Annotated in this window: 19 protein-coding genes and 2 riboswitches; of the genes, 17 read left to right on the top strand and 2 right to left on the bottom strand. The window is 44.4% G+C overall.

What is annotated here, in order from left to right:
• The first annotated feature begins 14 nt into the window (after nt 1-14).
• Together IEW82_RS06435 and IEW82_RS06430 are read left to right on the top strand one after the other, a co-directional pair.
• Nucleotides 15-491 (top strand): nitroreductase family protein, encoded by a 477-nt coding sequence (locus IEW82_RS06435; protein WP_188690984.1) that lies wholly within the window; start codon nt 15-17, stop codon nt 489-491.
• 417 nt (nt 492-908) lie between these two features.
• On the top strand, nt 909-2,204 hold the full coding sequence (locus IEW82_RS06430; RefSeq protein ID WP_188690981.1) for an MFS transporter: 1,296 nt from the start codon (nt 909-911) through the stop codon (nt 2,202-2,204).
• Between the two features lie 989 nt (nt 2,205-3,193).
• Here IEW82_RS06430 and IEW82_RS06425 read toward each other — a convergent pair.
• Complete coding sequence (locus IEW82_RS06425; RefSeq protein ID WP_188690977.1) at nt 3,194-4,384, bottom strand: MFS transporter; 1,191 nt, start codon at nt 4,382-4,384, stop codon at nt 3,194-3,196.
• A gap of 216 nt (nt 4,385-4,600) precedes the next feature.
• A riboswitch (purine riboswitch) is annotated at nt 4,601-4,703 on the top strand.
• 146 nt (nt 4,704-4,849) lie between these two features.
• On the opposite strand from IEW82_RS06425, the gene IEW82_RS06420 reads away from it, so the two are divergent.
• Both IEW82_RS06420 and IEW82_RS06415 read left to right on the top strand, forming a co-directional pair.
• Complete coding sequence (locus IEW82_RS06420) at nt 4,850-6,145, top strand: NCS2 family permease (protein WP_188691127.1); 1,296 nt, start codon at nt 4,850-4,852, stop codon at nt 6,143-6,145.
• A 299-nt stretch (nt 6,146-6,444) separates the two neighbouring features.
• On the top strand, nt 6,445-6,726 hold the full coding sequence (locus IEW82_RS06415; protein WP_188690974.1) for a hypothetical protein: 282 nt from the start codon (nt 6,445-6,447) through the stop codon (nt 6,724-6,726).
• Here the strand turns inward: IEW82_RS06415 and IEW82_RS06410 are convergent.
• The gene (locus IEW82_RS06410; RefSeq protein ID WP_188690971.1) at nt 6,723-7,145 is read right to left on the bottom strand and encodes an Hsp20/alpha crystallin family protein; all 423 of its coding nucleotides are present in this window, start codon (nt 7,143-7,145) and stop codon (nt 6,723-6,725) included. The two genes, IEW82_RS06415 and IEW82_RS06410, sit on opposite strands and share 4 nt — an antisense overlap.
• Before the next feature lie 175 nt (nt 7,146-7,320).
• On the opposite strand from IEW82_RS06410, the gene IEW82_RS06405 reads away from it, so the two are divergent.
• From IEW82_RS06405 to purH, 13 genes are all read left to right on the top strand, one after another.
• Nucleotides 7,321-7,860 carry a DUF2179 domain-containing protein gene (locus IEW82_RS06405; protein WP_188690967.1) on the top strand — a complete coding sequence of 180 codons (540 nt, stop codon included), beginning with the start codon at nt 7,321-7,323 and terminating at the stop codon, nt 7,858-7,860.
• Nucleotides 7,857-8,060 carry an NETI motif-containing protein gene (locus IEW82_RS06400; protein ID WP_188690964.1) on the top strand — a complete coding sequence of 68 codons (204 nt, stop codon included), beginning with the start codon at nt 7,857-7,859 and terminating at the stop codon, nt 8,058-8,060. Before IEW82_RS06405 ends, IEW82_RS06400 begins: the two co-directional genes overlap by 4 nt.
• A gap of 72 nt (nt 8,061-8,132) precedes the next feature.
• Nucleotides 8,133-8,234, top strand: a riboswitch (purine riboswitch).
• A gap of 219 nt (nt 8,235-8,453) precedes the next feature.
• The gene (gene purE / locus IEW82_RS06395; protein WP_188690961.1) at nt 8,454-8,939 is read left to right on the top strand and encodes a 5-(carboxyamino)imidazole ribonucleotide mutase; all 486 of its coding nucleotides are present in this window, start codon (nt 8,454-8,456) and stop codon (nt 8,937-8,939) included.
• The gene (gene purK / locus IEW82_RS06390) at nt 8,936-10,087 is read left to right on the top strand and encodes a 5-(carboxyamino)imidazole ribonucleotide synthase (RefSeq protein ID WP_188690958.1); all 1,152 of its coding nucleotides are present in this window, start codon (nt 8,936-8,938) and stop codon (nt 10,085-10,087) included. The genes purE and purK overlap by 4 nt, the downstream gene beginning before the upstream one ends.
• On the top strand, nt 10,084-11,409 hold the full coding sequence (gene purB, locus IEW82_RS06385; protein ID WP_188690955.1) for an adenylosuccinate lyase: 1,326 nt from the start codon (nt 10,084-10,086) through the stop codon (nt 11,407-11,409). Before purK ends, purB begins: the two co-directional genes overlap by 4 nt.
• A complete protein-coding gene (gene purC / locus IEW82_RS06380) occupies nt 11,409-12,122 on the top strand; it encodes a phosphoribosylaminoimidazolesuccinocarboxamide synthase (protein ID WP_373285702.1) in 714 nt (237 codons plus the stop codon). Before purB ends, purC begins: the two co-directional genes overlap by 1 nt.
• A complete protein-coding gene (gene purS, locus IEW82_RS06375; protein WP_188690953.1) occupies nt 12,119-12,370 on the top strand; it encodes a phosphoribosylformylglycinamidine synthase subunit PurS in 252 nt (83 codons plus the stop codon). Before purC ends, purS begins: the two co-directional genes overlap by 4 nt.
• Nucleotides 12,367-13,053 (top strand): phosphoribosylformylglycinamidine synthase subunit PurQ, encoded by a 687-nt coding sequence (purQ, locus tag IEW82_RS06370; protein ID WP_188690950.1) that lies wholly within the window; start codon nt 12,367-12,369, stop codon nt 13,051-13,053. The genes purS and purQ overlap by 4 nt, the downstream gene beginning before the upstream one ends.
• Nucleotides 13,034-15,268: a phosphoribosylformylglycinamidine synthase subunit PurL gene (gene purL, locus IEW82_RS06365; RefSeq protein ID WP_188690947.1), complete on the top strand. Its 2,235-nt coding sequence runs from the start codon at nt 13,034-13,036 to the stop codon at nt 15,266-15,268. The genes purQ and purL overlap by 20 nt, the downstream gene beginning before the upstream one ends.
• Nucleotides 15,220-16,665: an amidophosphoribosyltransferase gene (purF, locus tag IEW82_RS06360; RefSeq protein WP_188690944.1), complete on the top strand. Its 1,446-nt coding sequence runs from the start codon at nt 15,220-15,222 to the stop codon at nt 16,663-16,665. Before purL ends, purF begins: the two co-directional genes overlap by 49 nt.
• Nucleotides 16,666-16,678: 13 nt before the next feature.
• The gene (purM, locus tag IEW82_RS06355; RefSeq protein ID WP_188690941.1) at nt 16,679-17,698 is read left to right on the top strand and encodes a phosphoribosylformylglycinamidine cyclo-ligase; all 1,020 of its coding nucleotides are present in this window, start codon (nt 16,679-16,681) and stop codon (nt 17,696-17,698) included.
• Nucleotides 17,695-18,264: a phosphoribosylglycinamide formyltransferase gene (gene purN / locus IEW82_RS06350; RefSeq protein ID WP_188690939.1), complete on the top strand. Its 570-nt coding sequence runs from the start codon at nt 17,695-17,697 to the stop codon at nt 18,262-18,264. Before purM ends, purN begins: the two co-directional genes overlap by 4 nt.
• Before the next feature lie 6 nt (nt 18,265-18,270).
• Nucleotides 18,271-19,806, top strand: a complete 1,536-nt coding sequence (gene purH, locus IEW82_RS06345) for a bifunctional phosphoribosylaminoimidazolecarboxamide formyltransferase/IMP cyclohydrolase (protein ID WP_188690936.1) — start codon at nt 18,271-18,273, stop codon at nt 19,804-19,806.
• Nucleotides 19,807-19,815: the final 9 nt, after the last annotated feature.

Below are 19,815 nucleotides of genomic sequence, written 5' to 3'. Positions count from 1 at the left end.
GGGATGTCGTACTAATGAATTTGATGGACATGAGTATCACGTCGCTGCAAGAGCAGTACATGGAAATGCGTGATGATCTGAAAGAGCTTGTACTGGAATTGTTGAATCATGCGGTATGGGCGCCTAATCACAGAAACAGGGAGCCTTGGCGGTTTATCTATATAACGGGTGGAGAGAAGCCGGATTTCCTAAATCAAAAAGCACCAGCGCACCTAGTAATAACGATGAGAAATGACAGCAATACACTCAAGCAAAATGAAGATTTAGCCGCTGTCTTTTGCCTTATTCAAAATTTGACCTTGCTTGCATGGGATAAGCAATTGGGTGTACGCGTTTCTTTCTATGAATGGATGTTTGACCGTAACTATTGCCGTAAATTAGGTGTGCCGGACAAAGAAAGAATTGTGGCGGTTCTTGATCTAGGCTTTTATTCTGTCATCCCGGAAGCGCCGTTTAAGCCATCAGCAGCTTTGAAGTGGAGTTTCCTTTAATTGATTGCAGTTTTTGGGAAATTCATGCGAGCGATTTAAAATAGGGAAAACTAGGCTCACTCAGGAGAGCGAATGGATCTGCTAGCCGATCTGACGAGGCCAACGTTCTACCGATGCATGAAGGCCGGATCGGGGCGCGCTGCAGCCGGAAAAGAACGACGAATGTAATTCCTACTGTCAAGAGGGATATTAAGCATCGTGAGCTTGACTTTAATCTTCCTTTTGGAGCTCTCCTTGAGTCTCAGGTGTCGCATAAAAAACTGCGCATATTTTGTTGCCAAAATTACTCATACTTTACCCTCCAAAATTTAAAATTTTATCATTGGACAACAATTCATTAAATACCCTTAACCTTTTCTATATAAATTTATTGTAGAATGAAGGGAAAGCGCTTAAATAGATCGGAGGAGTTTAGATATGGGGAAATTCTCAAAGCAAGAGACAAGTTGGATTTTCTATGATTGGGCGAACTCTGCTTATTCTATTATCATCATAACGGCTGTTTTTCCGATTTTTTATAAAGCAGCTGCTACCCAAGCGGGTGTGAGTGCAGCGAATTCAACGGCCTATCTCGGGTATACGATTGCGATTGCGACCTTTATCTTGGCCATGTTGGGACCTATTTTAGGGACCATTGCCGATTATCAAGGCTTTAAGAAACGTTTTTTCAGCTTCTTTTTTGCCATTGGCGTTGGTTTCACTGCTTGTCTTGCCTTTGTCCCCGATGATCAATGGTTTTTACTTTTAGTGTTTTACACTCTTGCCACGGTTGGATCTGCCGGCGCCAATGTTTTCTACGATGCCTTTATTGTCGATGTTACAACAGAGGAGCGGATGAATCGCGTCTCTGCCCGAGGGTTTAGCATGGGTTACATCGGGAGCGCTATTCCCTTTCTAATCAGCATTGCTATTATTGTGCTAGCCCAAAGTCATATCCTTCCTCTTTCCACTGCATTCGCCAGCAAGCTCGCTTTTATTATTACCGCATTATGGTGGGGACTCTTCACCATCTCCTTATTTAAACATGTTAAACAGCGCTTTTACATCGAGCGCCAGCCTCATCCGGTTAGAAGTAGCTTTAAACGTCTCGGACACACCTTAAAAGCAATTAAAAATTATCGCACATTATTTTTATTTTTATTGGCTTATTTTTTCTACATTGATGGTGTCGGTACTGTAATTTCCATGTCTACAGCATACGGGACAGACCTAGGGATTCGTTCAACCCATCTATTGATCATTTTATTTGTCACCCAAGTTGTCGCTGCCCCTTTTGCCCTTATTTATGGCAGACTTGCTGAGACATTCACTGCAAAAAAGATGCTATATGTCGGGATCTGTATTTATATCATTGTGTGTATTTATGCTTATTTCTTAAAATCAACCTTAGACTTCTGGATTTTAGCCATGCTCGTGGCCACCTCACAAGGGGGAATCCAAGCCTTAAGTCGCTCTTACTTTGCTAAACTCATTCCTAAAAACAAAGCGAACGAGTTCTTTGGTTTTTATAATATCTTTGGTAAATTTGCCTCCATTATGGGCCCGCTTCTCGTTGGTGTCACCGCTCAGCTAACCGGTCACTCGAATATGGGAGTCTTCAGTCTGATCCTTTTATTTATTATTAGTATCATTATTCTAAAGGTCGTCCCTCAGCCTCAGGAGCCTGCCTCTCACTATGACAAAGATCTTAATGTTGGGGGTAGGAAAAATTAGAAACTTATAAGCTCTTCCGAAAGGTTTTACATTCTGACGTTATAAAACAACACCTGCCCTATTCAATGAGGCACGGGGTTTTCTTAAGAAAATTGCTGTGAGGTGTACAAACGTAATTTTCGTGGTATAATGTGCATAGAAAAAGGATTCAGCCATATCATAATAAAGACCGCCGCACGCTGGAACGTGGGCGGCCACAATAGACCGAACCCCATCAAGAGGGGCTAGGCACTTTTCGAGAAATAATCCCTCGCGCCTACCAAGCACATGAGGGATTATTTTTTGTGATTCTTATCGGACATAATATAGGCCACTAAAAGCCCGAAGGAAATCATCAGGCCTAGAGCTGTTGGTATGTCCATTGGCAACACCTCCCTCCTGGGAAATCTCCAAAAGAGACAAACAGAAGGTTTACAGTGCGCCTAATCCCTCATGTGAAGCCGATCTATTGTTATTTCTATACTAACATACACCTTCCCTTAATAGAGCTTTGCGACAAGGTTTTTAGGTTTCGAATTTACAATGAGAAGGGGAATCTATGAATCTATCGGCTTTTTCAACTTCATTGCAAATGTGAGCGCATTTCAATCAATTGGTATTTTGAGTACAAGAGAAGAAGTGTTTTCTCATCCGAAATGGACCTCTGAACTCGAAGAGAAGGTAGTGAAGGAACAACGTATTCTTTCTAGACGTACCCAAGGTGGTTCAAGTTGGTGCAAACAACGGATGAAGGTTGAAAAATTCATGAGCGTATTACTTGCGCACGAACGGACTACTTGCAAAAAACTCGACCGACATCATCAAAAACGACGAGTGAAAAGGATGTTGATAGAGTCCTCAACACACTTTGAAAGGCGATAGGAAGACCTTGCAGCCTTTTGAATGGAAGCCACAAGGCATTCCGGATCCGTAAACCGATTACGCCCCTTAACCCTTTTTTAGGAATATCTAATAATGGAGGGCTTTTATTTTTTCAGGAAGCGTTTCGTTTATATTTCGCTAGAGACGGTGGTGCTAAGTGGATCAGGTTTTTTTCTAGTCATCGAAAGCTGTAGGATTAATAGGATAAAGCCGATTAGAGATAGTAATGGTGCGATGAACACCAAATGTTTTAAGGGCAAGTAAGCGACGGAAAGGCCGCCAACAAATGCGCCTGTCGCATTTCCGACATTCATTGCTGACTGGTTTAAAGTGCTTGAAAGAGTAGGTGCGTCTTTAGACACGAGCATGCTGCGATACTGAAGGCTTGGTAACATCGCAAAAGCAATGACACCGAAAAGGAAGACACCAAGCACCATCCACAGTTTATTAAACTGCATGAAGTAGAGGAGAACAAAGAAAAGTTCAAACACAATGAGTGAACTGATAATGGCTTTATTTATATGCCAATCCGCTAGCTTGCCGCCAACGACATTTCCGACAGTAACGCCGACACCAAAAATGACTAATATTAAGGAAACGGCGGATTCGTGAAATCCTGTGACCTGCATCAGGATAGGTGAAATATAGGTAAATAAGGCGAAGACACTGCTGATACTAAAAAGAGAAATCAGCAAGGTGAGCCACAGCCTTCCGTTTTTAAGAACGGCGAGCTCTTTGACCAGTGCGGCTTTTTCTGAAGCCTCTTTTTTAGGCACCAAAAAATAAAGGCCTAAAAGGGCAACGATCCCAATCAAAGCTATAATGAAGAAACTTGCTCTCCAACCCAAGTGTTGACCAACAAATGTGCCAAAAGGAACGCCGACGATATTGCTGACGGTTAATCCGGAGAACATTAGCGCCATGGCGCTTGCTTGACGATTGGGCGCCACTAAACTGGCCGCCATGATCGCGCCCATGCCAAAGAAGGAACCATGAGCTAAAGCGGTAATGACACGGCTGGTCATTAATAGCCCGTAGTTAGGGGCGATTGCGCCTAAGAAATTGCCTAAGACAAAAATAGCCATTAAAAGCATAAGGACATTTTTTTGTGACAGTTTATAGGTAGCCAAGACGATGATAGGACCGCCGATCGCCACGCTGAGTGCATAGCCAGTGATTAATTGTCCAGCTGTGGAAACAGAGACATTCAAGTCAGAGGCGACATTGGGAAGCAGGCCCATTATAACGAATTCAGTCATGCCGATAGCAAAGGCTCCGATTACTAATGTCCAGAGCGGAAGTGGATAGTTCTTTTTCATCTTTTTCCTCCTTTAACCCCACTATTATATATCAATCTTTGCTGGTTTCAACGCAAATGCACTTTGATGCAAGTTAGGGGGTATGGGAGGGCGCTGGGGAAGCGATAAATTTATGTGAATATTGGTAAAAACGAACATTGATAAATATTTTGCGCTAAAGTGTTCGTTTTGTTGTTGACGCAAGTTTCTTTCACTTGGTATAATGTCCAAGTAATCTTTTGAATTGCATAGCATATCCGTATAATCCTTGGGAATAGGGCCCAGGAGTCTCTACAAAACCACCGTAAATGGTTTTACTACAATCGGATGAGAAACTGGACATTATGTCAGTGTTTCCTGTTTGATGATATATGTTTTGAGAGACTCTAGGTCATACTACCTAGAGTCTTTTTGAATTTGAAAGAGAGTCTGGAATCATTTATTTTAGGGAAAATAGGGGGAGAATTCATGAACGATCGCAATGTAATCGCGCGTTATTTTCGTTTTTCAGAGTTAAATACGTCTTTTTCTCAAGAAACGATTGCGGGATTAACAACCTTTTTAGCGATGGCGTATATTTTGTTTGTTAATCCAAGTGTTCTCGGCGATGCTCATATGGATAAAGGAGCTGTGTACACAGCCACGGCATTGTCAGCTGCGATAGGCACGCTCATCATGGGTATTCTTGCTCGGTATCCTATAGCGATTGCGCCTGGGATGGGGCTCAATGCCTTTTTTACTTATTCTGTTGTCATCAAGTTGGGTATTCCTTGGGAAACAGCGTTAGCGGGTGTGTTTATTTCTGGTGTGATCTTTGTCATTATTACTATTTTTAAAATTCGTGAAAAAATCATCAACGCTATCCCTGCCAATTTGAAGCATGCGACGGCTGCGGGTATTGGGTTATTCATCGCATTTATCGGCTTACAAGGCTCGGGAATTGTTGTTAAAAATGATAGTACACTCGTCGCTTTAGGTGATGTAACGGACCCTAAAGTCTTACTGACTTTCTTCGGCATTCTTGTTACGATTGTTTTACTTGTTAGAAATGTAAAAGCGGCTGTGTTTTATGGCATGATTTTAACCGCCATAGCGGGCTTATGTTTCGGTGTTATTCATAAGCCAGATGCTGTGTTAGCTAATATTCAGAGCTTATCACCTGTATTCGGTGTAGCTGTGACACATATTCCTGATATCAATAGTTTACAGCTTGTTATCGTTGTTTTAACCTTCCTGTTTGTTGGCTTTTTCGATACAGCTGGAACATTGATGGCGATTGCCAATCAAGCAGGATTATTGCGTGATAATAAGCTGCCAAGAGCTGGACGGGCGCTGCTTGCAGATTCATCTTCCATCGTGATTGGCAGTGTTCTTGGTACGTCTTCAACAACTGCCTATGTTGAGTCTTCTTCAGGGGTTGCTGCAGGGGGACGGACAGGCTTTGCTTCTATTATTACAGGACTTTTGTTTATTATTGCATTGTTTTTCTCGCCACTTCTTAATGTCATTACTGATCAGGTCACAGCCCCTGCACTGATTATCGTCGGGGTGCTAATGGCGACTTCATTAAAAAATATCGAATGGAATCAGATCGAGATTGCTATTCCAGCCTTCTTGACGATGGTTGCTATGCCATTGACTTATAGTATTACAACCGGAATTGCGCTAGGCTTTGTCGTTTATCCTATTACAATGGCGGTGAAAGGCCGGATTAAAGAGTTGCATCCACTCATGTATGTGCTGTTTGTCCTCTTTATTATCTTCCTTCCGTTCTTATCTTAGCGTAAAAAACTATAGCTTTTCATGGGTTCGAGCTGTCGAGAATTTCTCGACAGCCGTTTTTTTGTCTTATTATATCCTTTTACAGATGCTCTTTAACGGCTTGGCGATAAGCCGAGGTTGTCTTAATGTCATTTCTTACCCTGTTTTTATAGATTTCATGTGTAATGACTTTATCTCTGGCTTAGGCATGGTGTTTTTCGAGGCGAATAAAGACCTGAGTTAATAATTCGTTGATGTCACGTGCATACTTTTATTAAGTCATATTTTGTGTACTTATATTAAAAGGTGTGTGATGTCGAATGGTTATTCCAGTAATCTGCTCATTGATCATATGGGTGGTCGGCTTTGTCATTATCATTGGCGAACGCTTGGTGGTTAGACAATTGAAAAAAACACAAAAGCAGTTGGATAAGAACGCAGAAGATGCGCAGTTTGATGATAATTCCGCAAGTCTTGCTTATAGCATGGGTGAGGCGGCTTTAGATATGGTTCCATGGTTTTACATACGGACGGTGTGTATCGTTCTTGGTATGATAATCATTGCCCTCGGTTTTGTACCCTTGGGATTTATAGCCATTTAATCCTCGTCTTTGATAATGATTTCACTGACTTCATGTTGCTGTAGCCGGCGGAGGGTGACAGACATTAGACCGCGATTGAAGGTGGCTTCAACAGGCTGATTGTGCACAGGAGAAGGCAGTTCAATGGTTCTTTCAAAGGAGCCTTTGAATAATTCTTCATTCACTGTCTTGAAGCCTGGAAACGAATAGTGGATATGTCCTTTAATGATGATCGTTGTGTGGTGGATATAAATATGGATATCATCAAGCTTTTTAACGCCAGGCAAGGCAATAAGGCACAGAATGGCATCCTCTGATTCATATAAATTTACCTGTGGCCATTCTCTTGTAAAAATGTCCTGAAACTCACTCCAAAAGTCGTGGCCTAGAAATTGATTAACTGATTTTTTCCAATCATGATACTTGGCTTTTTCATCCAACGTGCTGCACTCCTTTCTAGGAGAATTTTTGATGGTAAAGGGCGCTATAAAGCTTTTCTTCTCTTTTTTTGTTCTCTACTTTGTGAACATCCTCCTTAAACTATTGATGACATAATAAAAAGTGTTAAAATGGAATCACCAAAGACTAAGTGCCAGCAGATATTGGGGGAATTTGATGTTGCATAATGCTGTGGTCATGGTCATCATCATCCTTGTTATTAATATTGTATATGTCTCTTTTTCAACAATGAGAATGATTTTAACACTCAAAGGGTTCAGGTACTTAGCAGCCTTTGTCAGCATCTTTGAGATTCTCGTATATGTCCTTGGCTTGAGCATGGTTCTAAATAATTTGGATCAAATCCAGAATCTGATTGCTTATGCTCTAGGATATGGCATTGGTGTCATGGTTGGGATGAAGATAGAGGAAAAGCTTGCTTTGGGCTATGTCACAGTTAATGTGATCACGAGCAGAGTAAAGGAAAACTTAGCGGATCGTATTCGTGGCAAGGGCTATGGTGTAACGCATTGGGTTGCCCATGGCAAAGAAGGTGAACGCATGATGATGGAAATTCTTACCCCTCGTAAAAATGAATGGAATTTAATTAATTATGTCAAAGAGCTTGATCCCTATGCCTTTATCGTTTCTCATGAGCCAAAAGCCTTCCACGGTGGTTTTTGGGTTAAAGCAATTAGGAAGGATATGAGACCGTGAAGTCTTTACAGCCAAAGAAAAAGCAATTTGATGTCAGTGATTTTGAGTCTTTAAACGATTGTTTAAATCAAATGCAAGAACAAGGCTACCGTCCTGTTCGGCGCATGGAAAAGCCTATTTTTAAAGAAGGGGAAAAAGGGCTTGAAGTGGCGCGACAATCGATTATATTTGAAGGGAAACTGATAAAATCCGAACGATGAATGTTTCTATATGAAAAAACATTCGATTTTCGGTTGACATAAGTGAAAACAGGTTGATATGATGAAGAAGGAAGATTGACATTTGATAGACCTCATATAATGTTGGGAATATGGCCCAAAAGTTTCTACCCAGTGACCGTAAATCACCGGACTATGAGGGAAAGCACTGAGCATTCGACAGGCTTACGTATGCCTGTAGACCCGGATTGTTCGCTTTCTCGGATAGTAGAGAAACCGAATATCCGGGCTTTTCTATTGTATTTGAGGAAAGTATAAATGGTCGTTAAAGCCGATGAGGGAATAAAGGCTAAGGATGACTTTTGCCACCTGAGACATGACGACGTGTCCATTTACTCATCTAAAAAATTTCTATCTCTTGAAAGGTGTGAAAGGATGCAACCTGAAGTTGGTGTCATCATGGGGAGCCAATCAGATTGGCCAACGATGCAATTAACATGCGACATACTAGAAGAGCTCCACATTTCTTATGAAAAGAAAATTGTGTCTGCACATCGCACACCAGATATGATGTTTACCTATGCGGAACAGGCGAGAGACCGTGGACTAAAAGTGATTGTAGCGGGAGCGGGTGGCGCAGCCCACCTTCCAGGCATGGTTGCGGCAAAAACAACGCTGCCGGTGATTGGTGTTCCAATTCAATCCAAGGCATTAAACGGGCTAGATTCCTTGTTATCCATCGTACAAATGCCAGGAGGTGTGCCGGTAGCCACTGTAGCGATCGGCGCTTCAGGAGCCAAGAATGCGGGATTATTAGCCGCACAAATATTGTCAGCTTTTTCACCAGACATCGCTGAAAGACTCATACGTTATCGTCAAGAAATGGAAAGCAGTGTCCTTGAAAGTAGTGATCAATTATGAAGCAGCCGATGATTATCCCAGGACAGACGATCGGCATTTTAGGCGGTGGACAATTAGGGCGGATGATGGCCTTATCCGCGAGAGCTATGGGTTATCGCATTGCTGTATTAGACCCAGGTCACGATAATCCGCTAAGTCAGGTTGCTGATATAGCCATTCAGACGGCTTATGATGACCCTGAAGGAGCTGAGCGATTGGCTGATGTTTCAGATGTCATTACTTATGAATTTGAAAATGTTGATTTGGCTGTTGCACGTCAACTAGAAGCGAAGGATCTATTGCCACAGGGGAGCGGATTGCTTGCCGTCACCCAGGATCGTGTGAATGAAAAAAAGGCATTATCTAAAGCAGGCGTCAAAATAGCTTCTTATGAAGTCATCCAAACGCAAGAGCAGTTAGAAAAAGCGCTCCAGATTATTGGTTATCCTTCAGTGTTGAAAACGGCACGTGGCGGTTATGATGGCAAGGGGCAGCTTGTCATTCGACGTGCCGAGGATATGGATCAGGCGCGCGCTCTTGTTGATGGGACGACGGTTTTTGTTCTTGAACAATGGGTGCCTTTCCAAAAAGAATTATCGATCATGATTGCTCGCAGCACTCAGGGAGAAATAAAAACCTTTCCAGTGGTAGAAAATATTCATATCCATAATATTTTGCATCAAACCATTGCTCCAGCACGTATCTCAGAGCGTGTTAAGAGTAAAGCGGAGCAGATGGCGCTTGAAATCTCGGAATCTCTAAACCTTGTAGGCATGCTTGGGGTTGAAATGTTCATGACAGCGGATGAAGAAGTGTATGTCAATGAGCTCGCACCGAGACCACATAATTCTGGGCATTATACCATTGAGGCCTGCGAAACCTCGCAATTTGAGCAGCACATTCGTGCGATTTGTGGATGGCCTTTAGGATCGACAGAGCAATTAAAGCCAGCAACAATGCTCAATCTGCTTGGACAGCATATGGAAGCCGCATTAACGGCTATTCCACAGATGGCCAATAGTCATTTTCATCTTTATGGGAAAGATGAGGCGAAGCAGAATAGAAAAATGGGGCATATTACCTTATTAGCAGATACTTTAGACGAAGCATTACAGCGGGCAGAGCAACTTAAGATTTGGAATCAAGAAAATGTGGAGGTAACGAAATGATAGAGCGTTATACAAGACCGGAAATGGGTGCGATTTGGACTGAAGAGAATAAATATAAAGCCTGGTTAGAGGTTGAAATCTTAGCCTGCGAGGCTTGGTCAGAGCTGGGAGTTATCCCGAAGGAAGATGTTAAGGTGATGCGTGAAAAGGCCAGCTTTAACATTGATCGCATTCATGAAATTGAAAAGGAAACCCGTCATGATGTTGTGGCATTTACTCGAACAGTTTCTGAATCGCTTGGAGATGAAAAGAAATGGGTTCATTATGGGCTGACGTCGACAGATGTTGTTGACACAGCACAATCCTTCTTAATTCGCCAGGCTAACGCCATTCTGCAGAGAGATCTTGAAAGCTTTATTGAGATTCTTAAGCAAAAGGCGATTGAACACAAGCACACTATTATGATGGGAAGAACACATGGTGTCCATGCAGAACCGACAACGTTCGGCTTGAAAATGGCGCTTTGGTATGAAGAAATGAAGCGCAACTTAGAGCGGTTCAAAGCGGCAGCAGCCACCATTGAAGTCGGCAAGCTTTCTGGAGCTGTAGGCACCTACGCTAACATCGATCCCTTTGTTGAACAATATGTCTGTGAAAAACTGGGCTTGAGCGCTGCACCTGTTTCAACGCAAACCCTGCAACGCGATCGCCATGCACATTATATGTCTGTTCTATCATTAATCGCCACCTCCATTGAAAAATTCGCCGTTGAAATACGCGGGTTGCAAAAATCAGAGACACGGGAAGTTGAAGAATTCTTTGCGAAGGGACAAAAAGGCTCTTCTGCCATGCCACATAAAAGAAATCCAATTGGCTCCGAGAACATGACGGGTCTTGCCCGTGTCATTCGGGGTCACATGCTAACGGCTTATGAAAATGTTCCTTTATGGCATGAACGTGATATTTCTCATTCTTCTGCGGAACGCATCATTTTACCCGATACGACCATCGCTTTGAATTATATGCTCAATCGCTTTGGCAATATCGTAAAAAACCTGACCGTTTTCCCGGAAAATATGCGCCGTAATATGGATAAGACCTTGGGCCTTATCTTTTCACAACGGGTCTTGCTCAGCTTGGTTGACAAAGGCTTAAGCCGTGAAGAGGCCTATGACCGTGTCCAGCCACTGGCCATGGAGGCTTGGGAGAAGCAAGTGCCCTTTAAATCTCTAGTTGCGAGTGACAGCAAGATCACAGATCTTTTATCAGAAAATGAAATTGAAGACTGCTTTGATGCAACCTATCATTTGAAAAATGTCGATGCGATTTTTGATCGTTTGCACCTCAATAACGCCAATAATGTGAAGGTGGGGAAAGCATAATGAAGCGTGCCATGCTCTATGAAGGGAAGGCTAAGAAAGTCTACAGGACAGACAATCCTTATGAATTGCTCATCGATTACAAAGATGAGGCCACTGCCTATAATGCGGAAAAGAAGGCTGTTTTTGTAGGAAAGGGTCAGCTGAATAACGCGATTAGCAGTATCCTTTTTACGATGCTGCATGAGGCTGGCGTTGACAATCATTTTATTCGTAAGCTGTCTGATACTGAACAATTGGTAAGTGCGGTGACCATTGTCCCTCTTGAAGTGATTGTTCGAAATGTGGCAGCTGGAAGTATGGCAAAACGTTTAGGCCTAGAAGAAGGCACGCCACTTAGCCAACCGATCATAGAGTTTTGTTATAAGCGTGATGATCTCGGTGACCCTCTCGTTACCGAGGATCATATCCGAGAACTTCAGCTCGCTACTGAAAGTGAATTGGCGCTCATTCGCCAAAGTGCGGCGAAGGTGAATGATGTGCTCAGCACCTATTTTGATGCGCTCGGTATTCAACTGATTGACTTTAAGCTTGAATTTGGTCACAAGGAAGAGAATGGACAGCTCGTGCTGGCAGATGAAGTGTCACCAGATACCTGTCGGCTTTGGGATAAAGAGACGGGCGAAAGACTTGATAAAGACGTATTTCGCCGGGATCTTGGCGATCTATCAACAACCTATCAAAAACTTCTTGAGCGACTGGGGGCAGCACAATGAAAAAGGTGAAGGTATATATCACATTAAAGGAAAGCGTTCTGGATCCACAAGGTCAGGCAGTAGCTGGGGCTATGCATCATCTCGGCTATCAAGAGGTGAAAGACGTGCGCATCGGCAAATTCATAGAATTAGAGATTGATAGTGAAGAAGAGATAGATGACAAGATCAGAGCCATTTGTGAAAAATTGCTGGCCAATACTGTTATCGAAAATTATCGCTATGAAATTGAGGAAGGTGTTCCTCAGTGAAGACAGCAGTGATAGCTTTTCCAGGCTCTAATTGTGATAGTGACATGTATTATGCCATACGTGACGGTCTTGAGCAAGAGGTGGACTATGTCTGGCATCAAGAAACTTCTTTAGATGGCTATGATGCCATCATGATCCCAGGCGGCTTCTCCTATGGAGATTACCTTCGCTCAGGAGCGATTGCTCGGTTTTCAAATATCATGCCTGCTGTGATAGCAGCAGCAGCAGCCGGCAAGCCTATCTTAGGGGTGTGCAACGGGTTTCAGATCTTACTAGAAGCAGGGTTGCTCCCTGGAGCGATGCTTCGAAATAAAGGATTAAAATTTATTTGTCGTCATGTGGATTTAGAGGTGATGAACAACACGACGTTGTTCTCTTCTCTGTATGACAAAGGCGAGACGATTTCCATTCCAGTTGCTCACGGTGAAGGCAACTATTACTGTGACGCAGAGACCTTGACAAAGCTTGAAGCTGAAAATCGCATTGTCTTTAAATATAAAAATAATCCTAATGGTTCGGCGGCTGATATAGCGGGAATCATTAATGAAAGAGGCAATGTCCTTGGGATGATGCCCCATCCTGAGCGGGCGACCGAAGCACTGCTTGGAAGTGCCCACGGTTTGAGACTATTTCAATCTATCTTAAAACACTGGAGGGAATCTCATGCCACTCTTACATCATGAACCAACGCCAATGGATATCAAGGAACAACACATTTATAAAGAAATGGGCCTTTCTGATGCTGAATATGAGCATATTGTTAGTCTGTTAGGCAGACAGCCGAATTATACGGAAACAGGTCTGTTCTCAGTCATGTGGTCAGAGCATTGCAGCTATAAAACTTCCAAGCCAGTGTTGAAAAGATTTCCTTCTTCTGGACCCAGAGTGTTACAAGGGCCTGGAGAAGGTGCTGGGATTGTAGACATCGGTGACCAGCAGGCGGTGGTGTTTAAAATAGAAAGTCATAATCATCCGTCAGCCATTGAACCTTATCAAGGGGCGGCAACAGGTGTTGGCGGGATTATTCGTGATGTATTTTCGATGGGGGCACGGCCTATCGCCCTATTAAATTCATTGCGTTTTGGTCCGTTGAGTTCAGCTCGCGTCCGCTATTTATTTGAGGAAGTGGTTGCTGGTATCGCAGGGTATGGCAATTGCATTGGCATTCCAACGGTAGGTGGAGAAGTGCAATTCGATAAAACCTATGAAGGCAATCCGCTTGTCAATGCCATGTGTGTCGGGCTCATTAATCATGAGGATATCCAGGTGGGTCGAGCAACCGGTGTAGGCAATACCGTAATGTATGTTGGCGCAGCGACAGGGCGTGATGGGATTCATGGTGCAACCTTTGCATCAGATGAATTGTCGGATGCTTCTGACGAAAAGCGTTCGGCGGTCCAAGTGGGAGATCCCTTTATGGAGAAGCTCCTTGTGGAAGCATGCTTAGAAGTCATCAAATCCGATGCATTGATAGGTATGCAGGATATGGGGGCAGCGGGTTTAACCTCTTCTGCCAGTGAAATGGCCTCGAAGGCTGGAGTGGGTATGGAGATGGATTTGGACAAGGTTCCACAGCGTGAGACGGGCATGACTCCTTATGAAATGATGCTCTCTGAATCCCAAGAACGGATGCTCCTTGTCGTTCAAAAAGGTCGTGAAGCGGAAATCCAAGAGATTTTTAAGAAATGGGAGCTTCATGCTGTTGCCGTTGGAACGGTTATCGAAGAAAAGACCTTTCGTTTGATTCACAAAGGCGAGGTCGTCGCCGAAGTGCCAGTAGACTCATTGGCGGATGATGCGCCTGTCTATCATATGCCATCAAAGGAACCAGAAAGCTTTCGGGTGAATGGGCAGCTCGCACCTTGGAAGCCGACGCTTACCAATTATGAAGAGGCACTGATCGGATTATTGAAAGAACCTACGCTTGCCAGTAAAGAATGGGTGTACAATCAATACGATTCCATGGTGCAAACGAACACCGCCGTTCTTCCTGGGAGTGATGCTGCAGTAGTACGTGTCAGAGGGACGCGTAAGGCACTCGCTATGACGACGGATTGCAATGGAAAATACCTTCGTCTTGATCCTGAGGTTGGCGGTCGAATCGCGGTTGCGGAAGCAGCGCGTAATATTGTCAGTTCAGGTGCCGTGCCATTGGCCATCACTGATTGTTTGAATTTTGGCAATCCGGAAAAGCCAGAAGCCTTTTGGCAGCTTGAAAAGGCTGTGGACGGCATGAGTGAAGCGTGTCGGATTCTTGGAACGCCTGTGATTAGTGGCAATGTCTCTCTATATAATGAGTCCCGTGGTCAGGCCATTGATCCCACACCAGTAGTGGGTATGGTTGGACTGGTTGAGGATATTGATCACATCACGACTTCCCATTTTAAAGCAGCAGGGGATGTGGTCTATGTCATTGGTGCAGCGACAGAGGAATTCGGTGGCAGCGCTATTCAGCAATGGCTAACGGATGATGTTAATGGTCAGCCGCCGCAATTGGATTTGGCAGTGGAAGTTGAAAGACAGCACGCACTATTACAAGCGATTCGTAAGCAGCTTGTCATGAGCGCTCATGATCTTTCTGATGGTGGGTTAGCTGTGGCGGTAGTTGAAAGCTTGATGGATACAGGGCTTGGCTGCACACTCACCCTGAATGGCGACATTGATGCTGAGCTTTTTGCTGAGACGCAATCACGCTTTTTAGTCACTGTAAAGCCGGATGTAGCTGAAGCCTTTGAAGACCTCGTTAAGGATGCAGTGAAGCTAGGTAAAGTCACGGAGGAAGACGTATTAAGAATTCATGACAAGGATCAAGAAGTGATCTCTGTCGCTGTTTCACAACTTGAGGAAGCATGGAAAGGAGTCTTACCGTGTTACATGCAATCAAAGACCGTGAACTAAATGAGGAATGTGGTGTATTTGGCATCTGGGGTCACGAGAACGCGGCGCACTTAACCTATTACGGGCTGCACAGTCTTCAGCATCGTGGTCAAGAAGGGGCAGGCATTAGTGTGACGGATGGCAAGCGTATCAAGTTTCACAAAGGCACTGGACTCGTCAATGATGTTTTCTCAGAGGAGGCAATTGAAGGGTTAACAGGCTATGCTGCAATCGGTCATGTACGCTATTCCACACAAGGGGATAGTGACTATGCCAATGTTCAACCGCTCGTCTTTCGCTCGCAAATTGATTCTCTAGCTTTAGCGCATAATGGGAATTTAGTTAATGCTAATGCTTTGAAGTATCAGCTTGAAGCTCAGGGAAGCATTTTTCAAACCACATCTGATACAGAGGTACTAGCGCATTTGATCAAGCGTGGAGGATCTCTTCGCTTTAAAGACCGTGTTAAAAATGCCCTCTCTATGATCAAAGGCGCCTATGCCTTTGTCATGCTGACTGAAGATCAATTAGTCATCGCGCTGGACCCGAATGGGTTACGGCCGCTGTCTATCGGTCGTTTAGGAGAGGCCTATGTAGTGGCTTCTGAAACCTGTGCATTTGACCTTATTGGTGCCACATATGAGCGTGACGTTCAGCCAGGTGAATTGATTATTATTGATGAAACAGGTTTGTCAACAGAGCGCTTTTCTTCATCTGTTGAACGGGCGATTTGTAGCATGGAATATATTTATTTTTCCCGACCTGATAGTAATATTGAGGGCATTAATGTCCACTCAGCGAGAAAACGTATGGGCATTGAATTAGCGAAGGAAGCGTTTATTGAAGCTGATGTGGTCACTGGTGTACCTGATTCCAGTATTTCAGCTGCTATTGGATTTGCTGAGGCAACGGGAATCCCTTATGAGCTCGGACTGATTAAAAACCGCTATGTGGGCAGAACGTTCATCCAACCTTCTCAAGAGCTGCGCGAGCAAGGGGTGAAAATGAAGCTGTCTCCGGTTCGCGGGATTGTTGAAGGGAAACGTGTGGTCATGGTGGATGACTCGATCGTACGTGGAACAACAAGCCGTCGCATCGTGAATATGCTGCGGGAAGCAGGAGCGACAGAAGTGCATGTGCGAATCAGTTCACCTCCGATTAAGTACCCTTGTTTTTATGGCATTGATACATCGTCAGAAAGTGAATTGATTGCTTCATCCTATTCTGTAGAAGAAATTCGCGAGCAAATTGGTGCAGATTCTCTTATCTACTTAAGTCCTGAAGGGATGATGCACGCCATTGGACGTAACCCGGAATGGAGTCATTGCGGTCAATGCTTAGCCTGCTTTACAGGAAAGTATCCGACCGAAATCTATCCCGATACATTACTCCCACACGAAAAAGTACAGCCAGTATAGAGGAGGGGCATTCATGGCAGAAGCATATAAACAATCTGGGGTGAATATTGAAGCTGGATATTCAGCCGTTGAAAAGATAAAAGGGCATGCCGCTCGAACCCTTCGGCCAGGAGTTTTGGGAGGGATTGGTTCCTTTGGGGCCGCCTTTGATCTGTCTGCTCTCAAGATGCAGCAGCCTGTCTTGATTTCGGGAACCGATGGCGTGGGAACGAAGCTGATGCTCGCCCAGGCCTTTGATAAGCATGATACGATCGGTATTGATGTTGTGGCAATGTGTGTGAATGATATTGTGACTCAAGGGGCAGCGCCGCTCTATTTCTTAGACTATATTGCCTGCGGTGAGCTGGATCCCGATAAAATTGAGCAGATCGTTAAAGGGGTGGCCGATGGCTGTGAACAGGCGGGGTGTGCACTTGTTGGTGGTGAAACGGCCGAAATGCCCGGTATGTACACACCGACAGAATATGATATCGCTGGCTTCGCCGTCGGGGCCGTGGAAAAAAGTGAGCAGCTGACCGGTAAAGCGATCGCTGAGGGGGATGTGTTAATCGGCCTCGCTTCTAACGGTATCCATAGCAATGGCTATTCGCTTGTCCGGAAAATTATTGCGGATAAGCAGTTAGATCCGAATCGCTCGTTTGGAGAAACGGATACATTGTTAAAGGAAGAGGTGCTCAAGCCCACGCGTATTTATGTTAAGTCCATCCTTGCGTCGTTACAACGTTTTTCAATTCATGGGCTGGCCCATATTACGGGTGGGGGCTTCTATGAAAATATCCCGCGGATGCTCCCCAATGGGTTAGGTGCGGTGATACGATCGGGAAGCTGGCCAATTCCAGAAATTTTTCCTTTTTTACAAGCGCATGGAAAGCTGACACAAGAAGATCTCTATGCCACTTTTAACATGGGGATTGGGATGGTTGTTGCGGCGACCAAGGCAGAAGAGCAAGAGCTGCTCGCTTTTTTTGAGACACAAGGAGAACGCGCCTATGTGATCGGTGATGTTGTAGAAGGAAGCGGCGTGCGCTTATGAAACATTTAGCTATCTTTGCCTCGGGAACGGGGAGTAACTTTCAAGCCATTGCTGAAGCTGTCCAGTCAGGAAAGCTTAAAGCTGAGCTGGCTTTGCTAGTTTGTGATCAGCCGAAAGCCGCTGTTATCAGTAAAGCAGAAAACCTAGGGGTTCCCACATTTGTCACGCGGCCCAAAGACTATGAAAATAAAGCAGGCTATGAACAGGCAGTGCTCACGGAAATGGAAAAACATGGGGTTGATTTTATTGCGTTGGCGGGTTATATGCGTTTGATTGGTTCAACTTTATTGGGGGCTTATGGGGGACGCATCATTAATATCCATCCCTCTCTTTTACCTGCATTTCCAGGACTGCATGCCATTGAACAAGCCATAGCGGCAGGGGTAAAGGTCACCGGTGTCACCATTCATTATGTCGATGACGGGATGGACACTGGACCGATTATTGCACAGGAGTCTGTCGCTATTCAGCCAGGAGATACAGCTGATCGTTTGGCTGAGCGTATTCATTCAATTGAACATGTCCTTTATCCAAGTGTACTGATGCAATTATTAAATGAGGAGTGAGTGGCAATGACAAAACGCGCATTGATAAGCGTCTTTGATAAAGAAGGATTAATTCCGTTTGTTAAATCTTTAATTGAGCTAGACTATGAGATTTTGTCAACGGGAGGCACAAAGAGAGCCATTGAAGAAGCAGGGCTGCCTGTCGTCTCGGTTTCAGAAGTAACGGGCTTTCCTGAAATCTTGGAAGGGCGTGTTAAAACGTTGCATCCTGCATTGCATGGTGGTTTTTTAGCCGATCGCTCAAAGCCAAGCCATCTTCAACAGATCGAGGAGCAAGGCATTGAGCCGATCGATCTCGTAGCGGTCAATCTCTATCCTTTTAAAAAGACGATTTCTAACCCTGATGTGACCTATGCCGATGCTATAGAAAATATCGATATTGGTGGTCCGTCAATGCTCAGAGCTGCGGCAAAGAATCACGCATCGGTCACCGTTGTATGCGACGCTGCCGATTATGACAGGGTCGTTGAAGCACTACGAACAAAGGGTGAGACCGATTTTGAACTGCGCCAAGCGCTTGCAGCAAAGGTATTTCGTCATACAGCAGCCTACGATGCCCTGATTGCTGATTATCTAACAAAGCAAACCGGTGACGTTTTTCCAGAGACGTACACAGTCACTTTTGAGAAAAGACAGGAGCTACGCTATGGGGAAAATCCACATCAAGCGGCAGCCTTTTACGAAGAGCCTTTTCAGGATGCCTCCTCCATTGCGGGTGCTAAACAGCTCCACGGCAAAGAGCTTTCCTATAATAACATCCGTGATGCCGATGCAGCACTTGCCATTGTTAAAGAGTTTGACAAGCCAGCAATTGTTGCCTTAAAGCATATGAATCCTTGTGGGATAGGCATTGGAGAAACCGTTGAGGCGGCTTATCTCAAAGCCTATGAAGCGGATCCTGTGTCGATCTTTGGAGGCATTATTGCTGCTAACCGAGAAATCGATGCAGAAACAGCCGAGCATCTGTGTCAGATTTTCCTTGAAATTATTATTGCCCCCTCGTATACACCTGAAGCTTTTGAACTGTTATCCAAAAAGAAAAATATTCGTTTATTGACGGTTGCTTTTGATGATACGCCCGCACAAAACAGGCAATTAACCTCTGTGCGTGGAGGGCTTTTAATCCAAGATGCCGATCAACTTGGTCTTAAGGATGCTGAGCTAACTTATCCAACTAAGCGCAAGCCAACAGAAGCGGAAATGAAAGCTCTTGAGTTAGGCTGGAAGGCTGTGAAGCATGTCAAATCGAATGCGATAGTGCTAGCGAAGGATGATTGCACCATTGGCGTGGGTGCTGGCCAAATGAATCGCGTCGGTGCGGCTAAGATTGCGATTGAACAAGCCGGTGATAAGGCAAACGGCTCAGTATTAGCCTCTGATGCTTTCTTTCCAATGAACGATACCGTAGAGGCAGCGGCTAAAGCCGGTGTCACAGCAATTATTCAACCCGGTGGCTCCATTAAAGACCAGGATTCCATTGATAAGGCTGATGAATATGGCATTGCGATGGTCTTTACAGGCGTGCGTCATTTTAAACACTAGGAGGGTGAA

It is taken from the genome of Pullulanibacillus camelliae (genome assembly GCF_014642655.1).
GTDB classification, from domain to species: domain Bacteria; phylum Bacillota; class Bacilli; order Bacillales; family Sporolactobacillaceae; genus Pullulanibacillus; species Pullulanibacillus camelliae.
The sequence above is the reverse complement of the archived record's forward strand: the minus strand, read 5'-3'. Positions and strand labels throughout refer to the sequence as shown.

Coding starts and splice junctions, on each gene's coding strand:
- IEW82_RS06435 (WP_188690984.1), top strand. CDS start 15: ATGAATTTGATGGACATGAGTATCACGTCGCTGCAAGAGCAGTACATG.
- IEW82_RS06430 (WP_188690981.1), top strand. CDS start 909: ATGGGGAAATTCTCAAAGCAAGAGACAAGTTGGATTTTCTATGATTGG.
- IEW82_RS06425 (WP_188690977.1), bottom strand. CDS start 4,384: ATGAAAAAGAACTATCCACTTCCGCTCTGGACATTAGTAATCGGAGCC.
- IEW82_RS06415 (WP_188690974.1), top strand. CDS start 6,445: ATGGTTATTCCAGTAATCTGCTCATTGATCATATGGGTGGTCGGCTTT.
- IEW82_RS06405 (WP_188690967.1), top strand. CDS start 7,321: ATGTTGCATAATGCTGTGGTCATGGTCATCATCATCCTTGTTATTAAT.
- purE (WP_188690961.1), top strand. CDS start 8,454: ATGCAACCTGAAGTTGGTGTCATCATGGGGAGCCAATCAGATTGGCCA.
- purK (WP_188690958.1), top strand. CDS start 8,936: ATGAAGCAGCCGATGATTATCCCAGGACAGACGATCGGCATTTTAGGC.
- purB (WP_188690955.1), top strand. CDS start 10,084: ATGATAGAGCGTTATACAAGACCGGAAATGGGTGCGATTTGGACTGAA.
- purC (WP_373285702.1), top strand. CDS start 11,409: ATGAAGCGTGCCATGCTCTATGAAGGGAAGGCTAAGAAAGTCTACAGG.
- purS (WP_188690953.1), top strand. CDS start 12,119: ATGAAAAAGGTGAAGGTATATATCACATTAAAGGAAAGCGTTCTGGAT.
- purL (WP_188690947.1), top strand. CDS start 13,034: ATGCCACTCTTACATCATGAACCAACGCCAATGGATATCAAGGAACAA.
- purF (WP_188690944.1), top strand. CDS start 15,220: ATGGAAAGGAGTCTTACCGTGTTACATGCAATCAAAGACCGTGAACTA.
- purM (WP_188690941.1), top strand. CDS start 16,679: ATGGCAGAAGCATATAAACAATCTGGGGTGAATATTGAAGCTGGATAT.
- purN (WP_188690939.1), top strand. CDS start 17,695: ATGAAACATTTAGCTATCTTTGCCTCGGGAACGGGGAGTAACTTTCAA.
- purH (WP_188690936.1), top strand. CDS start 18,271: ATGACAAAACGCGCATTGATAAGCGTCTTTGATAAAGAAGGATTAATT.